Genomic DNA, 18,228 nt, shown 5'->3' on the forward strand with positions numbered 1-18,228 from the left:
ATAGATTCATTATTGAGGTCTATAGTGATAATCAGTCTTTTTAAGGATGTTCATTTTATCATCCTTAACCAGTTTGAGCCGACCGAAAGGATCATACTCATAATAAGTAGGCTTATTATTCTGATCGCTAATAGAGGTTACTCCAAATAATGGTTTATATGTGTAAGATTTCATATGTGCATCCATAGGATGGAATCGAAGATCATCAAAATAGGCAGTAGATGAAGCACTTATTTCAACAACCATATTAACTCCACTTCCAACAAATTGATCATATTTCCCATATGGGATCTCAACATCAAGCAGATGCCAATCATTTACCGCTTCTGGAGGTACATTAGACTTGCTCTCAATTGAGCGATTTGGAATAGAAATTTTCAAGTATGCATCTGTTCCTCCCTTAACCCAAACACTAGCTTTATAACCACTATGCATGGGAACTGGTTCATATACTGTGCCTGCAGCTGATATAACATTAAATGACCTGCTTAGACTTTGTCCTGCTATTTTTAAAGAATAATCACCTGTATGCACATTTTCCAGTGTAGTCTCAAAAATTGGACTTGATGAATACCAATCATTTAACTCATTGTTTTCAAAGCCAGTATATGCACACTCATTTTTTGCAGCATTTTTTATTTCACTGATAAGAAGAGATTTATTAATACCATATATAAAACTATTGACTAAATTGTTATCTTGAGTAAATTGATTCAAGTTTCTCTTGAATCATAATGGTCAAGTGTTATTCGTTTTTCTTCAGTATTGTCGCTGTTTATTCTATAAATTTCTCTAGGAAGCTTTAATAATGGATTAGATGTGTTCCCCCAAATAGTCTTTTTGCCAGATATTAAATTATTTCCATTATACTCTTCTATTAGAACCGGTGTTCCAGTATTGTGAATACTTATCATAAAATCATCAATTTCTTGATTTATAATATGATCGGTAGGATAGTAAAACTTTGATAGTAGAGTTTTCCCATTAGAATTGAATACTTTCTTCGATTTCAACAATCCCTCTTCATTATAAGTGAAATGTTCGATTGTATTAAAAATGTTTTGATCAAAGTAGTTTTCAGTTATAACTTCCTTCAGGTAACTCTGGAAGCTATGAATTGTATAAATATTATAACCAAATTTTGAAGCTGTATAATATTCAACATTTTGAACATAGTAATGAGTATTATCAGGAAGGCCGTAGTTATAGAAATTCCAACATGGAATTCGCTCTCCAATTGAAAGTAATACTATGCTTTGACAGTGGTATTTTGGGAAAGGTTCAATAAAATCATAAATATATTTCTTTGTTTGTAATTGAACATTTTGATTATCAAAAACTTCCTCTTGAAAGAGTTTGCCATTTTTTAAATCAGGAATAGCGGGACAATCTTGTTGAGTTTTATTCTCATTATTATAATAAAAGAATACTTTTTTGCCCCAATTATCACTTTCACCATCTAATTCCAATTCTTCGACTCGCCCATATCCAACTTGGGTCCCACCCGCTGAACCAAAATCATTCCCACTAACAGAGATTCTTTTAAAGAAACTAATATTCTCATAAATAATTCCATCTGTAACATAAAATATATCTGAACTACTGCCTTTATACATTTTTAATGGTCGAAAGTGATTGAGTAGTTTACCATCACTATAACTTAATATCTTGTGATTTACTAGCTTACCAGTTTTTGTGAAGTTCTTAATACTTTTAATTCTCAATCCACACTGAGTACTTACTGTGATATCAACATCAGTATCATCATAATAATTAAAGAGGGAACTTACTCCTAAAGCATAATTTAGTGGGTTGTTCAATGCATCTGGGAAGAACACCTCGACATGATAAACTGTTGTTGGGTTAGAATCATAATCGACTCTTTTTCTTTCATCCAACCAAAATTTTCCACCATCATTTTCAAAAGCAGCATTAGTTACAGTACTTAGATCCCAAAGTTCTAGGATTTCTTCTTGAACAACACTATTGACAGTCTTAGTTTTATAGAATTTTATATAACAACCTTCCATCTCGACTCTTGTAAGGGGAGTTATACCAGGTTGTCCCATTCCATTATTTATTTTATTTTCAAAATGAATCGTTGTTGACTTGCTTAGAGAAAATGATTGAATCGTATTTGAGTTCGAAAGATTACTATTGTCTATGATATAGTATGTTTTAAATATATTCTTTGACTTATCTGGAATAAACTGATTTGTGAATGAGTTTGGTTCATATTCAAATTCAGTAAAACCTCGGGTTGGATAGGAAATACGTTTGAGAATATAAGCATCAACCTTTTCATTATCTGTAAACCGATCAGCACCCTCATAAGGGAAAATATAAGGATTAATTGTGGTTGAATTTACTAAAGTAACTTGATAATCTGGATCATATGGATAATCAAAGTAATCCAAATTTGGAAGTAAGCATGAGTTATTTGCGCCATTATAATACCCCCAAAAATCTTTAGCATATGAGCACTTCATTGGCATTGTAACAGTAGTATTATATTCAAATAAATAGGGTGGATTACTATAGTCTGAAGAACCAGCATTGTCGTATCCAATTTCTTGTAATTCCGTCAATTTTAATCTTTTACCATAATTATCAAGATGTTGCCAAATATAAGGATCATAAGGAACTCCTGTTGTTGAATAAGGGAAATATTCGTATTGAAATTCAAAAGATTTAATTTTATTATTTGAAATTTTAGATATGATATCAATGGAACCTAGACGCTTTGCGTTGTCACTATCTATATCTTCACGGTCTTCCAAATTGAAATTAATGATTTCTTCTGGAGTTTCAATTTGTGTCAAAGTCTTAATTTCATGATAAGTAAAAATATTTTGACTAGTCACTGGTGGGCTACCTTCAAAGGAATTTAGGAAAGCAGTTTCACTCCGACGCAACTCCGTATAAGTATGATTGCTATAATTGAAGAATATATTGTCTCCATTTAAGAGGATTATCTTACTTATTTTATATACTTTACCAGTATATTCATAGTTTATCCCACCATTTGCAGTCTCAATTGCTCCAAATTGATATTTAGTCCCATCTAATGTTATTGCCTCAATTAAATTATCATTTATTTTTTGAAAATAAACTTGCTCATTTCTATCTATCAAACGAATTTCATGAGTTTCAGGAACAATATAAAATTTACCAGAGTATTGACCAAATGAATAATTATAAATATCAGGTTGACCATACCCTCTTTGAACCTTATCTACGCAGCAGTATGGATCACCAACTTCATCATCATATTCTGAATAAAAAGGATCCCCACAATCCTGGCCATTCCCTGAGGTTTCCCTACCAATCTGATATTCAAATCCATAATTTTCATAATAGCTAAATCTATTTTTAAATATATCTGCTCCTGGAACACCTTCACATTGATTTGGATAATCAATTTCATCATTCTTTCCGCGCACTTCTTGAATAATCATTCCTCCAGGAGATAAATCCCAACCTAGGCCTACCCAAGTAGCTTCATCTTCTACTTTAATGCCTGAACTGTTATAATTTAGTATTATCGGAATCTCAACAGCACTATTCTTGATTGAATAAAGAGGAATAGATATATTAGATGTCCCAGTATAATAACTTACAGGAATATCTCCAAACCTTCCAAGCAGTGCTGCTTCAGGAGATGTTGGGATATTTATTGGTGGAACCAAAATATCACTTGATTGCGAGAATAATCTTAATGATGCAAACAAAACGCAGATCAAAGAGATTGCAATCTGGGTAAAGGCAGTTTTATTTGATAAAGGTAGCATTTAACAAAATATTAGATTACAACTTTTAAAGAAAAGTACGATAACTATATCGCCATATTATCATCTGAAGAAATTCTAGAGTAGTATAAAATCGTGTTCAAAAAGAATTTATGTGGTTTATATAGTTTTTGTTAAGCAACTTCAAATACACTTTAGGTTGAGTTTCAATAATTTATTTATTAAAAATAGAAACTGCTTTATATTCTAACATGGCTATGAGAATCATTAGAATATCAATCTGTTAATTATTCTCTTTTACAACATTGTTTTTATTTACAGGATTTAAGCTGAACCCTACTTACAGATAGATTTGTAAGAAAAATACAAATAACAATTACATTAGCTATAACAAAAACATTTCCAAACTTGAAGTACAATTGATATTTTAATTGAGCAAATATAATAATCATTATACATAATCCATGCTGTAATTGTAAATTCTCTCTAATATAGAATTAGACTAAATATTACATTGGTTGTGCTCAGTAAGTTTATGTAAATGTTTTGCCATTTATTCGTCGAAGTTAGTGATCATATTACTATAAGTAAATTACTTTGTCACAGAAAGATACAAACAACATAGATTTATGCTTAAGTAATAGATAAATTAGTCAGCTTCAATGCGAATCCTTTCTGATTTGCTTCAGAATCTGGCTAAGTCATTTTTGGATGAGGATGAAGAGGAAAGAATTTTTTGTCTTCATTTTTCAATGGTTTTTACCGACCCCTAAAATGGTATTGGCAAATATCCAACTCTCCAGAACATTGAAAAATGTGGGTTAATAAGGATCAAGTAATTATTATGAAAAAATACTATTTTTCAATTAGTTTTTTGATTTTACCCTATAATCTTAAAACTGTTTGCAGTTAGTTTACTCTTTATTCACAGTAAGCTTACGATATGTTGTCGATATGTTCACGATATGCATGACATTGCACTGATATTTTGATAAAAAAACTGCTTTTGACTGCGTTTTTGCATTTTTTAATGATTTTCTATTTCTTCAGGCCGATAATTTCTCCAATTTCATCTTCCATTTCTCCCAATCAGGCATTATTTTCGCCTGTAAATCAATAAAACGTTGGGTATGATCATGGTGAATAAGGTGGCAAAGCTCATGAATGATAACATATTCGATACAACCTCTTGGTGCTTTGATTAATTCCGGATTCAAAATGATTTTTCCTTGGGGTGTGCAGCTTCCCCAGCGGGTTGGCATATCCCGAAGAACAATGGAAGTGGGTTCAACATTGAATAATTTGAACTTTTCGATATATGGTTGGGCAATGGATTTGAATTTTATCCTTGCATTATGCAGATACCAGTCTAATACCAATTCTTTGGTTCGATTTTTATCAGATAATGTGACTTCAATAAACCCTGCTTTAAGTTTTACCCCTTCAACTTGGTCAATATTGATTTTCAAACGGTACTGCCGGCCTAGGTATAAATGGGTTTCACCACCAATATATTTTCTTGTGGGTGTTTTGGGGTGAAATCCTAAGAAAAAACTTTGTTGTTTAATAATCCAGGGCGCCTTCTTCCTGATTTTTTCCTTGATCAATTCGATTGGAGTATCAAGTGGAGCCCTTACCAGGACATCTAAATCAGAAGTTACAGTAATACCAAGTGATTTCCGGTCGGCATATTCTACCTTGAACGCGATTTGTCTTGATCCCAATTCAATGCTATCATTCATTACTTATACCGGATTTTGGCAACATCAATGCACTTTCCTGCAATTTCATCCATTTCGCTGAATGAAAGGTCTATATTGAACTTGTCCCGGACTTCATCAATAAGGTAGTCGCCAATTTCAATCTGGAGTTTGCCTGTTATATTCGTTTTATACTGCCAGTCAATTATTGATTTCCCATTATCCAGGACGGCATCCCCGATGAATCCGTCGATGTTGAGAGCGGACTGTGTAGATATAGCTTTCAGAACCAAATCATCCGTCACTTTTGTGGAAAGAGCTTCCAGGCACAAACCATAAAAAGCTTTAGCAATATCTTTATTTGCCAGTACCTCCGGTATATCACTATCGGTATGTGATAAAACAGCATCCATGATTTCCTGAACCTTATTGAGATACTGGGCTTCATTTATTCGCCTGGCTTCATAGTCAGCTATACAATCCTTAAGCAATTCTGAGAACTTTTTATAGAAAGCCGGATCTTCTTCTATCTTCTCCGAAATATGCTTTGATGTACGACTTGCAATCTTATCTGCCTTGGCAGCTTTGCCTGTTGTTTTTTCAACTTCCAGCTGGAACTTCTCCTTTTCAAAAATATCAACCAGGTCGGTGATTGGTTCCACTGTATCAGTAGTAATATGGGTGTCGATAAGCTTTTGAATCTGTCCTTCGTATTGCTTGTAATCAATGGTGTCACTATACCAGCTGATTACAGCAAACCTAAGTTTCAGGAACATGTTCAAATCATCATTATACCTTTTAATGGTTTTTTCATCGACCGTTTTGTAAAACTGAACAGATGACATTGCCATCTTTAGACCTTTGGCAAATATTGCCAGTTTATCATAGAACAATACCCTGATTGCTTCATCCTTCAACAGGACCTGGTAGGCTTCTGCATCACGCTTATTAGCAATGGTTTTGAAAATATCCCAAAGTTCTGAATGCTTTTGTGGAAGCTTTCTAATTTCCTTTTATTAATTTACCAACTCTATAATATTTCTTAGTGCAATAATAATGTTTGAGAGTTATTCAATAACAACTGCAAAACCTATTTGACTGGGTAGGAGTCTATGAAATCTAATTAATAATTGAAAAATGGACCATGCGGAGGCCTTTGTGGATGTTCTGAAGCTTTAGGAGGGTCAGGTTTAGCTGAGGCTGACTCTTTCTTCTTTTGGGTCCAGCTAGTTATTAATGCAATCAATGCCGGTATTAGGAGCAATAGTATGGCTCCCCAATTTATGGAATTATCTTTCTTGTACTTTGCTTCTCTTTGCTCCCGTTCCCTTTCTGCTTTTTCTGCCTTCATTTTTTTCTTTTCCTCGTCCTGGAGATCGGCTATGCGTTTCTTGAGCTGTTCATTTTCATAGGTTAAACTATCGATAGCATTCAAGTATTCTTTTTCTCTTTTATGAAAATCACTCTGGATCCCATCCAAGGACATTTGATAACTTCTTTTGGTCTTGACACTTCTACTAGCCAAGGTTTTATGGGAATCAGAACAGTAAAGTTTTGAATCTCTCTGTGCTTCAAATTCAACACCACAGTATGCACATTCTTTTATCAACATAGTAATCTATTTTAGTCTGGAATCAAATCTCATTGGGGCTACAAAACACGACTTTTATGGACCTTTTTCTTATTGGGGTACTATTTTATTGGCCCACAGTCTTTATGGGTTTTGGTTTGTGATCTGAAGATCCCAGCTTATAAATCCGCCTGGCATTTGCCTTGAGCATCACCTCATCACATGCTTTTTTTTGAACTTCATCAGAAAGTGATTTGTCATCAAGCAACCATTGATCTATCACCACTTTTTCGAAAACAAGACTTTTGTTATTGGCCTTCCTAAAAGGGATCAATTGCTTGTTTGTCCAGGAATAGACTGTTGCTACAGAGTATTTTTTGCCAGTCTTCTCTTCCAAATACTGTATCAGACCGGCAACAGTCATTATTTTGGGTGCAGGGGTTATCAATGCGGCTGAACCAATCTTCTTCATCAGTTCTATTTGATTTCCCTCGATTCGGTTTAGTTGCCTCATTATTTCTTCAAATGGATTTTCCATGATCCTGAAATTTGAAGCTAAAATAGAATGGCTTTGGGGGGCGACTATGGATGTATTGATCAAAGTCGCTTTTTTGAAAATCCATCAAAATGACCAATGTATTGCCCACTTAAGGATTCAGACAAGTATCCAAGGAAACTTTAGTCAACAGAAAGTCTTTAAACAGCAGTATAATAACAGGAAATGAGTATTACCTACTCAGGCATATCAGAAAAAAAGTCTAAATAATTACGCTCAATCAACTCAAGGTTTTGACTTGTATAACCAGTTGGTGATAACGTATTCAATTTGAATGTATTTTTCAATATTCTCGCCAATTCTGCCGAAGAATTACTATCCCGCACATGACCTTTTTTTATGCATGTTTTTATAAAAGCCTGAAGAAATGATTTTGATGCTCTACCTCTAGCCCAGGTTCCATCCTGGTTAATGAGGGGTTTGTCAAACTCATAATTAATCTTTGTTTGATAGTATCGAATTACTCGATTGTACGAAGCAAATGACCCAGCTCCTCCTTCCCAAATATCAAGCAGGCAATTTATTTCAGGCATGGAAGGTGGCAGATTTAATGATTTTACAGAGTTGTAGGTTTTTGTTATTATTTCCCTGGTTTTGGATGGATGCTTTTGAATTTTATTTTTGAGCTCTTCAAGAAATCCGATAAAATCAGGTACTTGTCGGAATACGTAAAATGAAGTGATATTTTGTATAATTTGAGTATTTCGGTTTAATGTCAGAAGTTCTGGTTCATATTTTTCTAGTGCATCTATTAATTCTTTGAAGCAATCAATATATTCATCTATTATCTTGATAACTGGATAGGATGGGTTAAGGTGTTCAGATAATATTGAATCAAAAGACATTTTGAGTTCCGATATCATGGAAGGATAGGAAAGGTCGCTATCAGTATATTTTTGCAACCAATTCATTTCAAACGTTTGGAACCAGTTATACTTCTTATTATTGTATGCTTTAATTTCATCTATATTATGTGGGTAGATAGTCAATACAGAACTATTGTGGTTGATGGATTGATCCTGGCTAAAGACGTCAGGAACTAAGTTCCCATCCTCATTATATATTGTATCATAAAAACTACTTTTTACAATTGGTAGAATTTCATTCTCCCAAAATCTAATCTGTTGTTCATAAGATTGAGGGATATCTAGTGGATTTAATGCAGAGGTTAGTTCCTGAACTAGCACATCATGCAATTGATGCCATTTGGAGCAAAGGATCCTGGAAGGAAATTGCAAACATGGCATCTGCATCCTATCACACAATAAGTAATTGTACGAATAGATCTCTTTAGGCCAGCATTCTGGCACATCACAATAGTATATTAGTGGTGAAATCTCCTCACTATTACAACCCGTTTCTATATCTGAATCGATTTTTGATGAAAGCCGGTTTATTATAGAATCGACTTGCTCCAACCTTTGGGCTAAGATTTGAGGAAAGGTACTGGCTTTTGACGTCACAGACTTTTCTATATTTTCGTTACTATCATACTCCTCTCCATTCGAGGAATTTGACATGGCTTGATATTCACACATCATTTCAATTTATAGAGTTGATCGGCAAATTTCCGTTTGATATCGTCCTCGAAGCTACCTAGATAGTTTTGAGTAGTGGTGATGTTTGCATGACCAAGAGATTCTCCGATTAATTGAGGAGAACTACCCAGATTCAGCATAACAGTAGCAAATGTATGGCGAGCTGTCATTGTGGAGACACTCATCTCAATCTCCAGTTCAACCGCGATTCTTTTCATATACTTATTGATCTGTTTGGTTGCCTGATGAATCTTAGCCCTTTTAACAAGGGGTGTTGAAGGGTCTTCGATTATACCAAAGATATGTGAATCTGGTTTTTGGGGTTTAGTGCCCAAGCTTTCGATGATCTCCCTGACAGGTGGTGTCAACATTACTTCAATTTTCTTTAGGTTCTGCTTTGAAGTATTTATGGTCTTTCCTCTGTAGAAATAGAATCTGTCTTTTTCGATGTCCTTATACTTAAGATTAGCGATATCATTGATGTTCATTCCATTACAAAGATAACTGAATATCCATAGTTTGTGTGCCCAGTACTCTGTTGTGCCAGGAATAGATTGGTAGGTCAGTAGCTTTTGTACATCCCTGATTTTTAGTGCTTTTTTAATGTTTCTGCCTGAAGGAATTACATATTTTGTCCGACCAAAAGGATAAAATTCCCTAGTGATAATTGATTCCTCCAAGGCTTTATTGAATAATGCCCTTAATGACCTCAAATAAATACCAACTGTAGTGCGGGATCTTCCTCTATTGATCATCCAGGATTCAAATTTCTTTAAGAGTTCAGGAGAAACCTCATGGAAGCTGAGACTAGACTTCCCGTAGAATTCTTTTATTGCATTCATGCTGCATTCATAACTTGAGGCATTACCGATACGGCCCTCCAACCTCATTTCATTAATTACCATTTCATATTGATGAATAACATCTGAATCATCTCCGCTGGAAATCAGGAATTTTCTCTCGAAGGCATCAAATCCAAAGATTGTCAGTTTATCAATCACCTGATCAGCCTTCTCCTGAGCGGCAATCATCTGACGCTTTTTCTCTTTGTTCTTTCCTCTGACATCCTCTGAGGAAAGCAATTCTTTAAACTGCTTTTCCGATAATGATAATCCGATAGGGTAAAGTCGCTGTTCCCTAGTATAGGTTACGCGTAATTTGACCGGGTACGTTCCGTCTGATTTTTTTCTGCGAGTATCCAGCAGGATCCGTGTCAGTGGCATCTTATTTTTCATCGAAATAAATTTGCATACAATTTGCATACAAATATAGAGAAAATATCAAAACATATAGAAATAATATTTATAAATATATTTTTTAACTACCTTTTATAGAGTTACTTATAACAGTAAATCAAACTACATTTTTTATTCGCTGGGTGTTTGGGCTGAAAGAATTGCCCGATATCTTAAAAGATGGCATGTGGCTGCTTTCTGGACTGGTTTTGCATTCGATGTTTCGGGAACTTTAGCAATGACTAAGCTGGCAGATGGCCCATTCAACCTGATGGAATTGCATACGCTTACCGGGCAGATTGCTCTATGGCTCATGCTTGCCCATGCGATCTGGGCAAGCTATGTTGTCCGCAAAGGAAGCGAAAAAGCCCTCTCAGGGTTTCACCGGTATAGCCTGGTAGTCTGGATGATCTGGCTGATTCCCTATTTCGGCGGGATGATGATGGGTATGGCGGGATGAGAACTAACGAAAGGATCAGGCAAAGCAGGACAAGGCGAGAGAAAATGACGCCAAATATGCATTGTCCCGTTTATCGGGGTCTGATCATTTGTTCCCATTTGCCTTTCCCGTTTCTATCTCCGGACTTCCGGATCACTGATCGATACCCCAATTCGCTCTCCTTCCCTGATCTCCGTTTCATAGCCTTTTGAAGTATTAATCAACAGATCCTTATCGATGTTAACCCTGTTTTTCTCGAACAGCAGCGCCACCGTGGATCCCCCAAATTCGAAATACCCTTTCTCTTCCCCCTTTTTAACATCATCCCCGGTATAGGTCTGCACAATGCTTCCAACCATTGTTGCACCTATCTCAGCCATCACAACATCTCCAAACATGGGGTTTGAAATGATGACATATTCCCTTTTGTTCAGGCAGAAAATTTCAGCCATTTTTCGCAAAGCCAAGGGGTTAACCGAGTAATAATCACCATCAATCCGGGTGACGGGGGATACACTTCCGCTAATGGGGAAATGGAAACGATGGTAATCGGGAGGGGCAAGCCGGATGATTACCAGGGTACCATCAAAGTAATTTTGAGCAAGGCGGGCATTATTCAAAAACGAAGAAATATCGAAGCGGTATCCTTTGATTATAAAATCGCTGTTGCTGATATTGGCGTAGGCCAGTACTTTCCCATCGGCAGGTGACACTATAACAGTTGAGTTGGTATCCACCGGCCTGGCAATATTCTTTAGTTTCCGGGTAAAGAAATCATTGAATGAGTTGAACTCCTGTTTTTGGGCGGCACTCATGTCGATATCAAATTCATCAACAAAAGGTTGTATTTTGGAGACAGATGAAGGATGATCCATTCTATTGCCATAAACAGTCGATACCACCTTTCTTTTGGCCAGCGCCCACAATGTTGCTTCGCCTGCCGGATTATTATACAGCCACACCAACCACTTTTCGCCAGCTACTTTTTCTGTTTTTAACAAACCACTTTGCCTCTCATAATATTGGATAGGAGCTTGTGGGGGCAACGGATATAAAGCCAGTATGGCAATGACAGCAAGCAATAATAAAATGATCCCCCACCTCTTTTTAGTTTTTGAAATGTTCATCTGCTTGCTGTGTTTGCCTTGAAGAGCAAATATAGTGCAAAGTCCAATTAACCTTAGGGTGATCCCCTTTGGTTGGACAAATCGGATCATATAACCACCTTCTGCCGATTTTGGTTGACCACCTTGGTTTATTAACAATCAAGAAATTGAGCTGGTCTGGCTTTCCCGGCGAAGGCTGGTCAAAGTGAGCGTTTTTTCCACTCAGGTCTTTAAACCCGGGAATAGAAAACCGGAAATCGATCTACGAATTTTAAGTTTTAACCGAAAATCGCACATCATTGTTCGAACAGGAAAACCACTTTCAAATAATCATTATTTTTGAGCTAGTCAACCCTCAGATAAAATGAACAAAAACAGGTTAGAAGCATTCAGTGACGGCGTTCTCGCTATTATCATAACGATCATGGTCCTGGAACTTCGTCCCCCGACCGATACTTCCTTCGCTTCCCTTCGGCCTCTGATTCCAAAGATCCTTGGCTATGTTATGAGCTTCGCATTCATTGGAATTTACTGGAACAACCATCACCATCTTCTGCATACTGTTAAAAAAGTGAACGGTGGGATACTCTGGGCAAACATGAACCTCCTTTTCTGGCTTTCACTGATCCCTTTTACAACAGCCTGGATGGGTGAACACGGTTTTGCTGGCCCTCCCGTTGCATTGTATGGGATCGTGCTCCTGATGGCTGCAGTTGCCTACTATGTTCTGGTTCGTTTTATCCTTTACAAACACGGGAGGGATTCGGTTCTGGCCAAGGCAATCGGGAGCGACTTCAAAGGGAAGATATCAATAGGAATCTATGCCATTGCGATCCTTTGCGCGTTTATCCTTCCCTTGCTGGCACAGGTGCTTTATGCGCTGGTGGCGTTGATGTGGCTTATGCCCGATATGCGGATTGAACGGCTCCTTGAGAAGGAGGAATGACGGGTATCAGATGAGGCCGCTTCATTTCTCACAGATTTCCCAGCTTCCTCGTGACTATAATAATGAGAACAGGTCAATAGCAGTATTTAACTGCATACCAAACCGCCACTAACTCTTCTATCGTAACTTCTCCATCAATGGTGAACTCTATATCAGAAGTATAAGAAGAGGTTCCACTATAAACCTTGCCATCTTTTATCGTCGCCAGAATGTCGCTGGTATAAGAAGAAGTTCCCTTGTAGATCTTGCTGTCTTTGATGGTATATTCTATATCCGAAGTATAAGCTGATGTTCCTCTGTAAACCTTACCATCAGTTATAGTATAGATCACATCGCTGGTATGTGTGGAATTCCCTTTATAAACCCGATTTTTTGAAACATGACAGAGAATGTCCGAAGTGTAGGAAGATGTATTCTTATATACCTTCCCATCAGTAATAGTGCTGATTATATCCGAACTGTAGGTGGAAGTGCCTTTATAAACATTGACTTGAGCTGTAGCTGCAATACTTAGGGCAAGGACAAGTAAGAACAATAAGATTACTTTTTTCATTGTATGCCTTCCTGAATCTCAGATGATAAACTTAAATAAAATCTGGGAATGACAAGCATTGTTATACTGAATCTTTTCAGCTTCCGTCAGTTGACGAATCGCAAATCTGCTAAGATTCAGCATATCTGTAACTTTCTCCTTTACCCGGACTTTTAAAGCATCAATATGGACCAATGACTTCAGTTAAAATATTGTAAGAGAAACCGAGATTATTTGTCCAATCTTTAAACCCGATGTTTTCAGGGTTCAAACTAATGGCTTCAAATAAATCCCCCCCTATTGACACACTCTGGGACATGCTTGAAACTTTCCAATTGGAGAGTTTTACCGAATAATAAGGAGTAGCTTGTCCGGGCACATACATTTTAAATTCAATGCCCCCAACCATTGAACCCAAAATCATCGCTTTAAAAAAGTGAGTGGAATTGTAATCCTGGGTCTTGCTAAAGGACACGTCCTGAATACTGACACTGTTTGAAAAACCAGCATTTGACCCCCCAAAGGACATAGCAGTTACCTGGTAAACGCCCGGACTAAATGAACCTGGGCCAAAGAAAGAATATGTAATTGAATCGCCATATGTCCCTGACAATGCACTTGCACTTGTCAGTGAATTCCATTTGGCGCCATTATGAAAGGCAGGCGTTTTGGTATTTATGTCATAAATCATCAATCCGGCGGAAGGATTGCTTACAGAACCGGTATCGTTTACACGGGGCAGCAGGAGGCCCTTGTCTGGACTGGTCAGGTCCAGAATGGAATTAGAACTGGGGTTCAAAGTACCAATGCCAACTTGAGCAGTGGCTACCTGGGCTGCAAATAAAATGCAGATAAAGATATATTTCATAATTGTATGATTATTGTTGCCTACTCTGAACAGTTTTCGGCTTCCCCTTTTTTTTATTTAATTTCCAGTTATTTAATGATTTTGAGTACTTATATGCAAATATAGTTATTTATATTGATTCTAAATAAAAAACTTTTTATCTAGAAATCAATACAATACTCTATGCAACCCTTATCAAGGTTATCTGAACTAATCAATGGAACCATCATTTACTTCAAAACACAGGACGGCCTATTGAAGGCTGTTTTGAATGTGGTTATTCCAGGTCAGAGGCAATTAAAGTGGGGAAATTCATCAAAAAACAAAAATCATGGAAATTAATTGAAGCGATGATTAATGGAAAGTCCTTTTAAAGGAATCCTCGCTGAGCTGGTAACTAAAAAACAATTTGATGGAGCAACTGACAAATCAGAGGGCCTCAGGTTCATTTGTAGTTGCGGGAATGAAGGAGGTGCAACAAAGACGCGGGTTTAAAGCTTTAAGCAATGAAACCTGTCCTTGTATCGCACAACTATGTGAACAACGCACAAAAGACTCATATAGAATCTTTTACTCAGATATCCCCTCTTCCCTCTTCAACTTAGTAAACACAATAATCAAAAAGCTTACAAGAAAGAAGCCTGACAGTAACAAGGCACTGTTCCTCATACTTCCGGTAACATGTTCGATCAGGCCGAAACTCAGCATGCCAATAACGATGGCAAGCTTTTCTGTACTATCATAAAAACTGAAGTAAGAAGCGGTGTCTGATGTGCCTGTTGGGATCAATTTGGACCAGGTGGAGCGTGCCTGCGACTGGATGCCCCCCAATACCATTCCTACCATCGCTGAGAGAATAAAGAATTGCATTTCAGTGTTCACCTTATAGGCTGAAATACAGATGAATATCCAGATACCCAGCATCCACAACAGGGATGTCCTGTTTCCGAAACGGGATGAAACACGGCCGAAAATAAATGCCCCGAGAATCGCCACTGCCTGAATAATCAGGATGGTCATAATCAGTTTCGAATCGGTGATTCCCAATTCTGCTTTACCGAACAAGGATGCCACAATGATGATCGTCTGTACTCCCATGCTGAAAAAGAAAAAGGCCAGCAGGAAGCGCGACATGGTTTTATGTTGGTTGATATAGCGAAACACTGCTGATATTTCATGAAAGCCCTTACCCAGCAGGTTTAGTTTGAAACTTACCGGCCTTCGTTCTTCACGGAGATAGTAAAATGCTATCTGAGCCACTGCAAGCCACCAAATACCGACCAGGACAAATGAAAACCTTACAGCTTCGAGTCCATCAGCGAATCCAAACCATTGATAATTCTGAAGAGTGATAATATTAAAGATCAGTAAAATCATACTCCCGGCATATCCAAAGGAAAACCCTCTTGCACTGATCCGGTCATGCAGGTCGGGAGTGGCAATGAGTGGTAAAAAGGAATTATAATATACCAGGGACCCGGCAAAGCCAAGCACAGCCAGCATGGGGAGAATCAGTCCCAGTTCAAGGTTCTCCCCGGTAAAAAAGAAAAGTCCCATGCAGGCAAAAGACCCGATGAAGGTAAAAACCTTCATGAATTGCTTCCGGTAGCCGCCCAGGTCGGCGATCCCCGATAAAGATAGTGTCAGCAATATGACCAGGAAATACCCCAACGCAATGGCATATTCGTATAACACAGTGTTCCTGATACTCATCCCTAAAAAGGCTACCATTTCTGATCCAGAAGCTTTTTTTGTCACTTCCTGGTAAAAAATCGGGTATAGCACAGTATTTACACTCAGAATATAAGCAGAATTGGCAATATCATAAGAACACCAGGCATTGAGGAGTTTAGGGGAATTAACAGGCAGCATGGGTTTATTCATCAGATCGGTATTTTTGCAAAGATAAAACTACCAAATTAATGCTGTATGACCCTACATTTAATGAAAATGTAAACATCTCTTTAAACATTCAGCCTCATGCTTCCTGACCTAGATATTGTGTCCTTGCGCATCCTTTGCGCCCTTGCGGTGAAAATCGAAAAGCTGGCACAGATCATAAGTCTATTATTATTTGTGTCCATTTGTGTCTATTTTCATTTGTGGAACCTTATCACTTGGTAATTCAAGAGTGAAGAGGTCTGGCGGATCTTTAACTAATGCAAATCAAGGCATCATCATTTAAGCTCATTTACCCGAAACTCACTACTTTTGGACTTTAAGCTGAAATCATTATGAAAAAATCCAACTATACTTTTTATCTTTTTTCTAAGATTTTAGCATTAAAAATCAGGCTGTTACTGCGTTTCCGTTATAAGATCTCTTTTCAGGGTTTGGAAATTATCCGCCGAAATTCACCGGTGCTTTATCTACCCAATCACCAGGCATTGATTGATCCTATCATATTGCTGAGCCATATTTACAGGTTTTCGACGGCTGCTCCGGTTATCTCCGAAAAATACTATGATATACCTTTAGCAAAATGGTTATTAAGAAATATGGGCGCTGTAAGGGTGAGTGACCTGGAATCCGGCAGCCGCGATATCAATGTATTGAAACTGATTACCCGTTCGGTGTACAAGGCTTTTCTCCGGAACAAAAATATTGTCATCTATCCTGCCGGGCAATTAGCCGGACAAGGATATGAAAAGATCTTCAATAAAAAATCCACCTATCATATTGTCAATAAGCTGCCAGATAATGTTCAAATTATAGGTGTACGCATGACAGGACTTTGGGGTAGTATGTTTTCGAAAGCAAAGACAGGCAAATCCCCTGATTTTTTTATCCAGTTATTACGGGGATTTCTTTTTACACTTGCCAATCTGCTCTTTTTTGTGCCTAAAAGAAAAGTACTTGTTGAATTTGAAGATCTCACACAACTTGCCCGGGAGCAGGCAACTTTAGGGCAAAAACCCTTTAATTTATTTCTTGAAGAGTTCTTCAATGTTCGGGGGGAAGAGGAACCGCAATTTCTGAAACACATTTTCTATTTGCCGAAACTGAAATAACCACAAAGATTTTACATAGTTATTCCTTCGTCACTGAAGCGGGGGATCCTTTCCAGTCTTGATTAATGTCTTACGCCACCTGGTAACACAAATTAAGGTTATCAGTTAGTAATTAAATAACGGTTTCTGCTGACTGAGCCGTATTCAGGTTCTTAATAAATCTTTTTCCCATCATTAGAATTTCATCACTAGAAATAATTTTATAAAATAAATGTATGATATTTTAGACATGAAGATAAATATGTTTAACTTTGTGTCGAAATTAATTGACTATATATAATCATTTATAAAAGGAGAAAAAATGGATCTGAAAGAAAAAAGAATTCTCGTAGCACTGATCAGTTCAGTGATGATATTGAGCATTTATTGCATTTATGTGTACTATAATTACATTGCAGGGAACCCGGAGGTGCTCAACGACCTGAAATTTCTGGGGAAAACATTCCTGATCATGATACCGGTAGCTATCGGGGCACAGATCATTATCCAGATCGTGTTAGCCATTGTCACTAAAATTACCAGTGGTGAAGATGTTGATCCTATTGAAGATGAGCGGGACAAACTCATTGAACTGAAGGCCATCAAAATCTCCCACTACATTTTTATAATGGGCTTTATGATGGCCATGGGTTGCCTGGCTCTTGGCATGAAACCCTGGGTGATGATCGTCGTGCTGCTTTCAGCTGGATTTGTCGCAAGTGTGGTGAACGAGATCCTCAGGCTTTATTATTACAGGAAAGGAGTCTGAAATGAGGAAAGCTATTATCAATAACAATATCCGAAGGCTGAGGTTCTTTGCAAATGAAATGACCCAGCAGGAACTGGCCGATAATACCGGAGTTTCACGACAAACCATTGTCGCCATTGAAAACGGCAAGTATTTCCCGACACTTGAACTGGCATTCAGGATTGCTCACACCTTCAAGGTTCCGCTGGATGAAGTGTTCACTTTTGAACTTGCTCCCGAGCCGGAAAAGAAAACAACGAAGAAATAATTTC

The 18,228-nt window shown here is 37.3% G+C and carries 17 protein-coding genes; 5 read left to right on the top strand and 12 right to left on the bottom strand.

Going from position 1 to position 18,228, the window contains the following annotated elements; all coding sequences use genetic code 11:
- Positions 1-9: 9 nt before the first annotated feature.
- The 8 genes from IPH84_10595 to IPH84_10630 form a co-directional block, all read right to left on the bottom strand.
- Positions 10-717, bottom strand: a complete 708-nt coding sequence (locus IPH84_10595; GenBank protein ID MBK7173656.1) for a hypothetical protein — start codon at positions 715-717, stop codon at positions 10-12.
- A complete protein-coding gene (locus IPH84_10600) occupies positions 714-3,791 on the bottom strand; it encodes a hypothetical protein (protein MBK7173657.1) in 3,078 nt (1,025 codons plus the stop codon). Before IPH84_10600 ends, IPH84_10595 begins: the two co-directional genes overlap by 4 nt.
- A 1,004-nt stretch (positions 3,792-4,795) precedes the next feature.
- Positions 4,796-5,491, bottom strand: a complete 696-nt coding sequence (locus tag IPH84_10605; GenBank protein ID MBK7173658.1) for a M48 family metallopeptidase — start codon at positions 5,489-5,491, stop codon at positions 4,796-4,798.
- Positions 5,491-6,456 carry a DUF3387 domain-containing protein gene (locus tag IPH84_10610; GenBank protein ID MBK7173659.1) on the bottom strand — a complete coding sequence of 322 codons (966 nt, stop codon included), beginning with the start codon at positions 6,454-6,456 and terminating at the stop codon, positions 5,491-5,493. The genes IPH84_10605 and IPH84_10610 overlap by 1 nt, the downstream gene beginning before the upstream one ends.
- 116 nt (positions 6,457-6,572) lie before the next feature.
- Positions 6,573-7,061, bottom strand: coding sequence for a hypothetical protein (locus IPH84_10615; protein ID MBK7173660.1), 489 nt, complete (start codon positions 7,059-7,061; stop codon positions 6,573-6,575).
- Between the two features lie 85 nt (positions 7,062-7,146).
- On the bottom strand, positions 7,147-7,557 hold the full coding sequence (locus IPH84_10620) for a hypothetical protein (GenBank protein ID MBK7173661.1): 411 nt from the start codon (positions 7,555-7,557) through the stop codon (positions 7,147-7,149).
- 194 nt (positions 7,558-7,751) lie between these two features.
- A complete protein-coding gene (locus IPH84_10625) occupies positions 7,752-9,095 on the bottom strand; it encodes a hypothetical protein (GenBank protein MBK7173662.1) in 1,344 nt (447 codons plus the stop codon).
- Positions 9,096-9,112: 17 nt separating this feature from the next.
- Entirely contained in the window at positions 9,113-10,348 is a 1,236-nt protein-coding gene (locus IPH84_10630) for a site-specific integrase (GenBank protein ID MBK7173663.1), read from the bottom strand.
- Between the two features lie 127 nt (positions 10,349-10,475).
- Between IPH84_10630 and IPH84_10635 the strand changes: the two genes are divergently transcribed.
- A complete protein-coding gene (locus tag IPH84_10635) occupies positions 10,476-10,808 on the top strand; it encodes a TIGR03987 family protein (GenBank protein MBK7173664.1) in 333 nt (110 codons plus the stop codon).
- Positions 10,809-10,921: 113 nt separating this feature from the next.
- Here the strand turns inward: IPH84_10635 and IPH84_10640 are convergent, their stop codons facing one another.
- Entirely contained in the window at positions 10,922-11,914 is a 993-nt protein-coding gene (locus IPH84_10640; GenBank protein ID MBK7173665.1) for a phosphatidylserine decarboxylase, read from the bottom strand.
- 343 nt (positions 11,915-12,257) lie between these two features.
- Between IPH84_10640 and IPH84_10645 the strand changes: the two genes are divergently transcribed.
- Positions 12,258-12,839, top strand: a complete 582-nt coding sequence (locus IPH84_10645) for a DUF1211 domain-containing protein (GenBank protein MBK7173666.1) — start codon at positions 12,258-12,260, stop codon at positions 12,837-12,839.
- Between the two features lie 73 nt (positions 12,840-12,912).
- On the opposite strand, the gene IPH84_10650 is transcribed toward IPH84_10645, so the two are convergent.
- From IPH84_10650 to IPH84_10660, 3 genes are all read right to left on the bottom strand, one after another.
- On the bottom strand, positions 12,913-13,392 hold the full coding sequence (locus tag IPH84_10650; GenBank protein ID MBK7173667.1) for a hypothetical protein: 480 nt from the start codon (positions 13,390-13,392) through the stop codon (positions 12,913-12,915).
- 160 nt (positions 13,393-13,552) lie between these two features.
- A complete protein-coding gene (locus tag IPH84_10655) occupies positions 13,553-14,239 on the bottom strand; it encodes a type VI secretion system tube protein Hcp (GenBank protein ID MBK7173668.1) in 687 nt (228 codons plus the stop codon).
- Between the two features lie 549 nt (positions 14,240-14,788).
- Positions 14,789-16,090 (bottom strand): MFS transporter, encoded by a 1,302-nt coding sequence (locus IPH84_10660; protein ID MBK7173669.1) that lies wholly within the window; start codon positions 16,088-16,090, stop codon positions 14,789-14,791.
- A gap of 362 nt (positions 16,091-16,452) precedes the next feature.
- On the opposite strand from IPH84_10660, the gene IPH84_10665 reads away from it, so the two are divergent.
- The 3 genes from IPH84_10665 (at position 16,453) to IPH84_10675 (ending at position 18,224) form a co-directional block, all read left to right on the top strand.
- Positions 16,453-17,229, top strand: coding sequence for a 1-acyl-sn-glycerol-3-phosphate acyltransferase (locus IPH84_10665; GenBank protein ID MBK7173670.1), 777 nt, complete (start codon positions 16,453-16,455; stop codon positions 17,227-17,229).
- 301 nt (positions 17,230-17,530) lie between these two features.
- A complete protein-coding gene (locus IPH84_10670; protein ID MBK7173671.1) occupies positions 17,531-17,977 on the top strand; it encodes a hypothetical protein in 447 nt (148 codons plus the stop codon).
- Between the two features lies 1 nt (position 17,978).
- A complete protein-coding gene (locus IPH84_10675) occupies positions 17,979-18,224 on the top strand; it encodes a helix-turn-helix transcriptional regulator (GenBank protein ID MBK7173672.1) in 246 nt (81 codons plus the stop codon).
- The last annotated feature ends 4 nt before the right edge of the window (positions 18,225-18,228 follow it).

It is taken from the genome of Bacteroidales bacterium (assembly GCA_016707785.1).
In the GTDB taxonomy this organism is placed as follows: domain Bacteria; phylum Bacteroidota; class Bacteroidia; order Bacteroidales; family UBA4417; genus UBA4417.

Excerpts from the sequence above, each read along its gene's own strand:
- IPH84_10605 (MBK7173658.1), bottom strand. The coding sequence starts at position 5,491 with ATGAATGATAGCATTGAATTGGGATCAAGACAAATCGCGTTCAAGGTA.
- IPH84_10640 (MBK7173665.1), bottom strand. The coding sequence starts at position 11,914 with ATGAACATTTCAAAAACTAAAAAGAGGTGGGGGATCATTTTATTATTG.
- IPH84_10625 (MBK7173662.1), bottom strand. The coding sequence starts at position 9,095 with ATGTCAAATTCCTCGAATGGAGAGGAGTATGATAGTAACGAAAATATA.
- IPH84_10620 (MBK7173661.1), bottom strand. The coding sequence starts at position 7,557 with ATGGAAAATCCATTTGAAGAAATAATGAGGCAACTAAACCGAATCGAG.
- IPH84_10665 (MBK7173670.1), top strand. The coding sequence starts at position 16,453 with ATGAAAAAATCCAACTATACTTTTTATCTTTTTTCTAAGATTTTAGCA.
- IPH84_10645 (MBK7173666.1), top strand. The coding sequence starts at position 12,258 with ATGAACAAAAACAGGTTAGAAGCATTCAGTGACGGCGTTCTCGCTATT.
- IPH84_10670 (MBK7173671.1), top strand. The coding sequence starts at position 17,531 with ATGGATCTGAAAGAAAAAAGAATTCTCGTAGCACTGATCAGTTCAGTG.
- IPH84_10630 (MBK7173663.1), bottom strand. The coding sequence starts at position 10,348 with ATGAAAAATAAGATGCCACTGACACGGATCCTGCTGGATACTCGCAGA.
- IPH84_10600 (MBK7173657.1), bottom strand. The coding sequence starts at position 3,791 with ATGCTACCTTTATCAAATAAAACTGCCTTTACCCAGATTGCAATCTCT.
- IPH84_10650 (MBK7173667.1), bottom strand. The coding sequence starts at position 13,392 with ATGAAAAAAGTAATCTTATTGTTCTTACTTGTCCTTGCCCTAAGTATT.
- IPH84_10655 (MBK7173668.1), bottom strand. The coding sequence starts at position 14,239 with ATGAAATATATCTTTATCTGCATTTTATTTGCAGCCCAGGTAGCCACT.
- IPH84_10675 (MBK7173672.1), top strand. The coding sequence starts at position 17,979 with ATGAGGAAAGCTATTATCAATAACAATATCCGAAGGCTGAGGTTCTTT.
- IPH84_10660 (MBK7173669.1), bottom strand. The coding sequence starts at position 16,090 with ATGCTGCCTGTTAATTCCCCTAAACTCCTCAATGCCTGGTGTTCTTAT.
- IPH84_10615 (MBK7173660.1), bottom strand. The coding sequence starts at position 7,061 with ATGTTGATAAAAGAATGTGCATACTGTGGTGTTGAATTTGAAGCACAG.